Consider the following 5,927-nt stretch of genomic DNA (forward strand, 5'->3'; position numbering starts at 1 on the left):
CGTGGGCTTTGCCAAGCTCCAGATGGCGCAGGACCTGCAGTTCTCGGAGACCGTGTTCGGGCTCGGCGCCGGGCTGTTCTTCATCGGCTACTTCCTGTTCGAGGTGCCCAGCAACCTGATCCTGCATCGGGTCGGCGCGCGCCGCTGGATCGCCCGCATCATGATCACCTGGGGACTGATCGCGGCCGGGATGGCCTGGGTCGAGGGCCCGCTGTCCTTCTACGTGATGCGCTTCCTGCTCGGCGTCGCCGAGGCGGGCTTCTTTCCCGGCATGATCTATTACATCAGCCTCTGGTTTCCGGCGCGCGAGCGCGCCCGCGCCACGGCGATCTTCATCCTCGGCTTGCGGTGGAAGGTGTTGTTGATGTAGTTTATTTAAAAGCCTTGTTTAATTTACTCAAATTGAATTTAGGCTCCTTAAGAAAAGTTGATCTTTTGAGCCTGCCGTTTCCGTAATTATTTTGGCTAACTCTTTCCAGTAATCGCCGCTTACTTTGCTTTTTATACCTGTAAGCAAAAGCTTTGCTAATAACTCTTCAAAGTAAAACCATTTGTCATCTATAAGGATTTCGTTCCTGGCGGAATTAAGATTTATATCCAAGGACTTATCTATGTTGACATCCATATGAAAACATAATGGCCAGTGAATTTTTGCACGTTTATAAGTATCTCCTTGCCAACTTGCAAATAAAGAAACAGGTAGATCTATTCCATGAAGTGCGATTTTTGAACGCGATTCACGTAGTACCGAATATCCAGTATCTAATTTTACAGGGCCATTCAAATTTAATGTGTCAATTCTGTCGTAAGTGAAATCAATCGAATTTTCCGAAATTTTAATTTTCGATTTAAACTGAATAGATTCTCCTCTAATCTCAATTTTATCGGATAAAAAATCTATACTTTTTTGTGGTAACCCATTTTCTTCAATCAAGATTACATCACATTTCCCTGATATACCCTGTTCTCCGTCTAATATTATAGATAAGGTAGTTAAGTTAGGATGTGGTTCACTATAGTTGGTTTTTAATTGAGAAAGATCTATTTCATCTGGTTTAATAAGTGAATGAATTGTATTTTGATTTTCGACATTGATTTCGATATCAAAAGGTGGGTAAGGTATAATGTTTTTTATGTAATTTATTATCCCATCTGGGGGCGATTTTTTCCAAGGGTTATTTTTATGTAAGATTAGAGTTGTTTTGGTACCGGGTACTTGAATTGTCCCTGGTTTAATAAAGAAAATACTTTCTTGTCCTTCAATCGTTATGTGCAGAGGAACACCATAGTTGTAATTTTCATAAACTCGACGTGTTTGTACTTGAATATTGTCAGTAATCATGAAATAGGATAGAATACCGATGCCAAATCTTGATATTGGAGTGTAATCACTATTAAGAGATGATTTCAATTCGAGAAATTCACTTGATTTATAATAAGAACTGCCAATATTAGAATAGAAATTATCTATAATGTGTTGATCCATTCCACATCCATTGTCGGTAACTTCGAGAACAAAATCATTGTCTTTTTTAAAAAAACTAACAACTATTTTGGGTTGATATGAATTATTGCCCCATTTTTTTTCCAGTTTACTTCTTAACAGACAAGTATCGATGGAGTTCTGTAAAAGCTCCCTTAAAGCCACGTCAGGTTGCCCATATAATTTTGTACCCATCAATAATTCGATTATCTGTCGATTATTCAATTTAAAAGCACTTTCTCTATATGTATATATGAATTTACCTTCTAAATCCAATTCCGGTCTTACATGATTAGTGTCAACCTTTGGGGGTAAGGATATTTGATAGTAAGTTGGAAATGGCTTTATATCGTTACTATGAAGGTTATGCAAAATAGTTGAACATGATTTTAATTCATAGTCAATCATCTTGCAAAATTGTAGAATACTGTGTTGGATTGCAGGATGACTACATTCGGCAGAGAAACTTATAGTATGTGCGGAAATTGTCCAATTTTTTATAGCCCTATGTTTTTTCCACTCTCTTATGGATGTAGGATCTTTGATAAACAATTGAGAGTAAAGTACATCAGGCGTTCTTTTCGAATCGAAATCTAATATATCAGTCAGTCTCAATATTGCTCCCAAAAAAGGTAAGCATATATAAGTCCCCTGGCCAACGGGTTTTAAATTTTCAAGCTCGAGTAATTTGATCCCATCTTCATTATGACTACGACACAATGTCGCCAATAAGGGAGTTAAATTTAGGTCGCGATACTCAAATTTCCCGTTCCAGTCTTTTTTTATAATTTCAATCGCTCGATCGGCGTGAGTTATTCGAATATATTCTGAAACTAAAAATCGCATTATGTTATCGGCATTGGCATATTGTTCTTGTTTTCGATAATTGTCGATTTTGTTTTTTTCAATTTCACGGCCAGCAACAAATCTTAGAAATTCTTCTTGTTCCAAAGTGTCCTCATAAGTCGGTTCAATATCAACATCTAAAATTCCCAGCCAATTCCTGACAGTATTTTCTGACGGTGCCATACCTATGTCATGAAAGAAAATGCTCAAGATTAAGAGCATAAGTTCAGGGTTGGATAGTTCTTTTAATGTTGTTTCTGGTATTATTAAAGATGCTAAATGTAACAATCGAAACAAGTGTTCAGAGTCATGAAGTGTATATTCCCCCATATGTCTTATTACCAATTTGTGTCGATGATATGAATAGTTTATTGCTTTATTTACAAGTGTCAAAGCAGCGGGACCTGCTGGGTCCGCGTTTAATTCGCACCGGTTAACAAATAAGTTATAAATAACACTTTTATTTAACCTTGCTGTTATTTCTTCTAAATAATCGTCTTCTGGGAAATGAGGTTGTGAATGGTGCATGGTTATAAAAACTAAAGGGCTGAAACTTAAGAATAATAAAATAGTTCTATGGAATTGCTATATTAATTTCTTGACATTCTTTTATAATTAAATGATTTATGTACAAAACGATAGCAAGCAATCATAATTTCCCCCTCACCCACAAATCAACTCCGCCACAGTCCTCACCTCCACAAAATCATCTCCTTCCAAATCCTTATAATTCACATGGGTATCCGTACATATCAATTTTTTAATAGCCCCGCAGGCTTTTAACTTCCCAATGCCATCGTTCACAAATAGGCCGTGCGTGGTGATCACGTAAATATCACCGGCACCGGCATTTTTATAGGTCAGGGCGGCGTTTACGATGCTGCCGCCCGAGCGGATCATATCGTCATAAATAATAACCGTTTTACCGGCTACGTCGGCGTTGATGGCGCTTACTTCGGTTTGGTCGCCTTTTAGGCGGCGTTTGAGGATGAAGGCGGCATTTACACCCATGTCGTTAGCTAATGACTCAACCCATTTGGCGCGGCCTGCATCGGTGCTGGCCATCACAAAATTGTCGCCGCCGTATCGGGTGGCTGCTTCAATTACAATGTCCTTGCAGTACACATGTACCGGGTACAGGTCCTGCTCAAAATAGTACTGGATGCCTTCGCTATGCAGGTCGAACAGCATTACCTTGTTGCCCCGGTTTGATTTGGGGATGGCCGAGAGCAGGCGGGCGCGGGTTTTGGCAGTTACAATTTCGCCGGGTTTAACGGCACGTTCCATTGTGCTGTAACCAAAGTAGGGGATCACCAGCGTAAGCGAATCGGCCCCGTAGCTCACCAGTGAGGAGGCAAGGTCATACAGTTCGAGCGTTGCGCTATCATTCACTGTGCCGCCGATCAGCAACACCTCCCTGCCTTCCACATTGGAGAGGATGCGTTGGTAGCGTTCGCCGTCGGTAAAGTAGCTTACTTCAATTTCTCCGCGTTCACAATGACCGAGGGCAAGCACTTTTTCGGCAAGGTATTCATAACCGGTTATGGCAAAAAGTAGTTTCTTCATTATATAAGAGCTTAAAGCAGAATGCATAAAGCTTTTTTGTTTACGTGGTTTATTGGTGCTGCAAGGTATTAATCACTTGGTCAAAAGTAAAATCTTTAACGATATGGCCGTTCTCGAAAACGGTTTGGAGCTGGTCGGCCAGTTCGGGATGTTCGTATTCATGAATGGTTTTATACCCTTCTGTCGTTTTTACCAACTTAAGCCTTCCGCCTTTGCTTTTTTTAAAGCTTGTGGTAATATTGCCGTTGACATCCATTTCGGTTGGGTGTTTTTCAACGGCTACTTCTTTGCCATCAATCACCGCGCTGCTGCATTTCAGGGCAAATTTCTGGGTATCACGATCAACCTTTTGCAGTAATGCCCCACCCATACCCAGCACCAGGTTTTCGGCGCTGATGCCGTTTTCTTTAAGGGCTTTGTAAATCGCGCCGATCTCGGTATAATTAACCCCATCACCCTGGATCACCCTAACCTGCGGAGGCAGCACTTTATACCCTTTGGCATTGGTAGTAAAGCCAAATTTATCAAACAGGATTTTAAAAATTTCTAAAAGGGTCATTACCGGGTCGCCACTGTCGGGGCGGATCACCAGTGTTCCGTCGCGTTTCAGGATCTCTTCTTTCAAATCTTCGCCCCAGTATTCGCTGCAGGCGCGGAAAATGTTAAAGCTATCGCTCACGCAGGCAATAACGCCTGTAGGGAAGCTGCGCAGAACGTGTTTAAATATTTCCAATTCACCTTCCTGCCCAAGCAGGGTGCAAATGCTATGCTCAGTAGCCGGAATGCTTAGTCCGTGTACTTTTTGCGCATGTTAGTATTTAATAGCCATGCCAGAACCCGCCAGGTTATCGCTGCCTGCAAAGCTGAGCAGGTGGGCAGATCCGCCCAGTTTGGCACTCTCCACGCTGCTCACCCCGCGGAAACCAAAATCATTCAGCACAAAACTAATCCCGCCGAAAGCTTCGGGCGTGGCAGTTTCTTCGTAGTATTGGGTAACTACTTTTTTAACCTCGTGGCTGAGTGTAGCCACGGTACAAGGGTACCAAACCTGCATCAGCAGGGTTTCAAGGAAGTTGGTGAGCCAGTAACATTCCGGGTCGGTGTTTTCGATGGTCATGAGCACGTTGCCGGTGGGTACGCTGGTACCTTCGGCCACAGCTTTGATACGTACCGGCAGATGACCGTTGTATTTATCCAGTATGTACTGAAATTTGCTACAATCAAACACATCATCACGACCGAAAACCTGTTTCAAAAATTCATCGGCTTCGTCAAGGTCAACCTGGTTAAAGGCAGGCCCCTGCAGGTATTCCTTCAAAATATATTGCAGACCGAAAAAAACGGTTTCGTTGAACATACCACCGCGACTTTCCAGGTAACTGTAAATATTGGTGGTGCCGGGGTAGTAAAATTTATGGTGGGCGTATTTATATGCGTCGGCTAAAAGAATCAGATTTTCCCTTTTCATGGCTTTAGTTTTTAAGGTATTTGCCGGTGATGAAATTAAACAATTCAATGTGTTCTTCGCTAATGGAGCCGTCTTTTATCATTAAAGGCAGGTCGGTAAGTTTAAACCAGGCCAGGTCGGCAATATCATCCTGGGCCTTTGGCTCTCCGCCAATAAAATCGCAGCTAAACAGTAGGGTAATGATCTTATCGGCCTCGCTGCGGTAGCGCCAGTCGTTTATTTTGGCCGATGTTTCATACTGCATGGCTGTGGTTTGCATTTCGCCGCATTCTTCGGCAAGCTCGCGTTCGGCGGCATCTTCGTAGCAGCCGTCTTCCGGATCAGAGAAACCGCCTACAAAACGCCATTTATTGTTGATGGCCTTTTTGCCCAACAAGATCTCGCTGCGGTTATTCCTGAACAGTGCTACATCAACAGTAGGGTATATCTTTGGGTATTGGTTATAGTAAGCATATAGAATGCCTGCACGGAAATCGTTTGAGTCGAAAACCTTATCGGCGTATTGTTTACGCAGCTCAGTGGCGTTGTAGTCGCCATGCTCGGGAAGCTCGATGGTTGCAAACC

4 protein-coding genes and 1 pseudogene are annotated in these 5,927 nt (G+C 42.4%); 1 reads left to right on the forward strand and 4 read right to left on the reverse strand.

What is annotated here, in order from left to right; translation table 11 throughout:
- On the forward strand, positions 1 to 370 hold a 370-nt coding region (locus VF500_RS28005; RefSeq protein ID WP_330862817.1), incomplete at its 5' end, for an MFS transporter.
- A 27-nt stretch (positions 371 to 397) separates the two neighbouring features.
- On the opposite strand, the gene VF500_RS28010 is transcribed toward VF500_RS28005, so the two are convergent.
- From VF500_RS28010 to VF500_RS28025, 4 genes and pseudogenes are all read right to left on the reverse strand, one after another.
- Positions 398 to 2,857 carry an HD domain-containing protein gene (locus VF500_RS28010; protein ID WP_330862818.1) on the reverse strand — a complete coding sequence of 820 codons (2,460 nt, stop codon included), beginning with the start codon at positions 2,855 to 2,857 and terminating at the stop codon, positions 398 to 400.
- Positions 2,858 to 2,992: 135 nt separating this feature from the next.
- Positions 2,993 to 3,895 (reverse strand): ribose-phosphate diphosphokinase, encoded by a 903-nt coding sequence (locus VF500_RS28015; protein ID WP_330862819.1) that lies wholly within the window; start codon positions 3,893 to 3,895, stop codon positions 2,993 to 2,995.
- A 49-nt stretch (positions 3,896 to 3,944) separates the two neighbouring features.
- Positions 3,945 to 5,363, reverse strand: a pseudogene (locus VF500_RS28020) (nicotinate phosphoribosyltransferase).
- A 4-nt stretch (positions 5,364 to 5,367) separates the two neighbouring features.
- On the reverse strand, positions 5,368 to 5,927 hold a 560-nt coding region (locus tag VF500_RS28025; protein ID WP_330862820.1), incomplete at its 5' end, for an NUDIX hydrolase.

This window comes from Mucilaginibacter sp. (genome assembly GCF_036383575.1).
In the GTDB taxonomy this organism is placed as follows: Bacteria; Bacteroidota; Bacteroidia; order Sphingobacteriales; family Sphingobacteriaceae; genus Mucilaginibacter.

Coding starts and splice junctions, on each gene's coding strand:
- VF500_RS28010 (WP_330862818.1), bottom strand. CDS start 2,857: ATGCACCATTCACAACCTCATTTCCCAGAAGACGATTATTTAGAAGAA.
- VF500_RS28015 (WP_330862819.1), bottom strand. CDS start 3,895: ATGAAGAAACTACTTTTTGCCATAACCGGTTATGAATACCTTGCCGAA.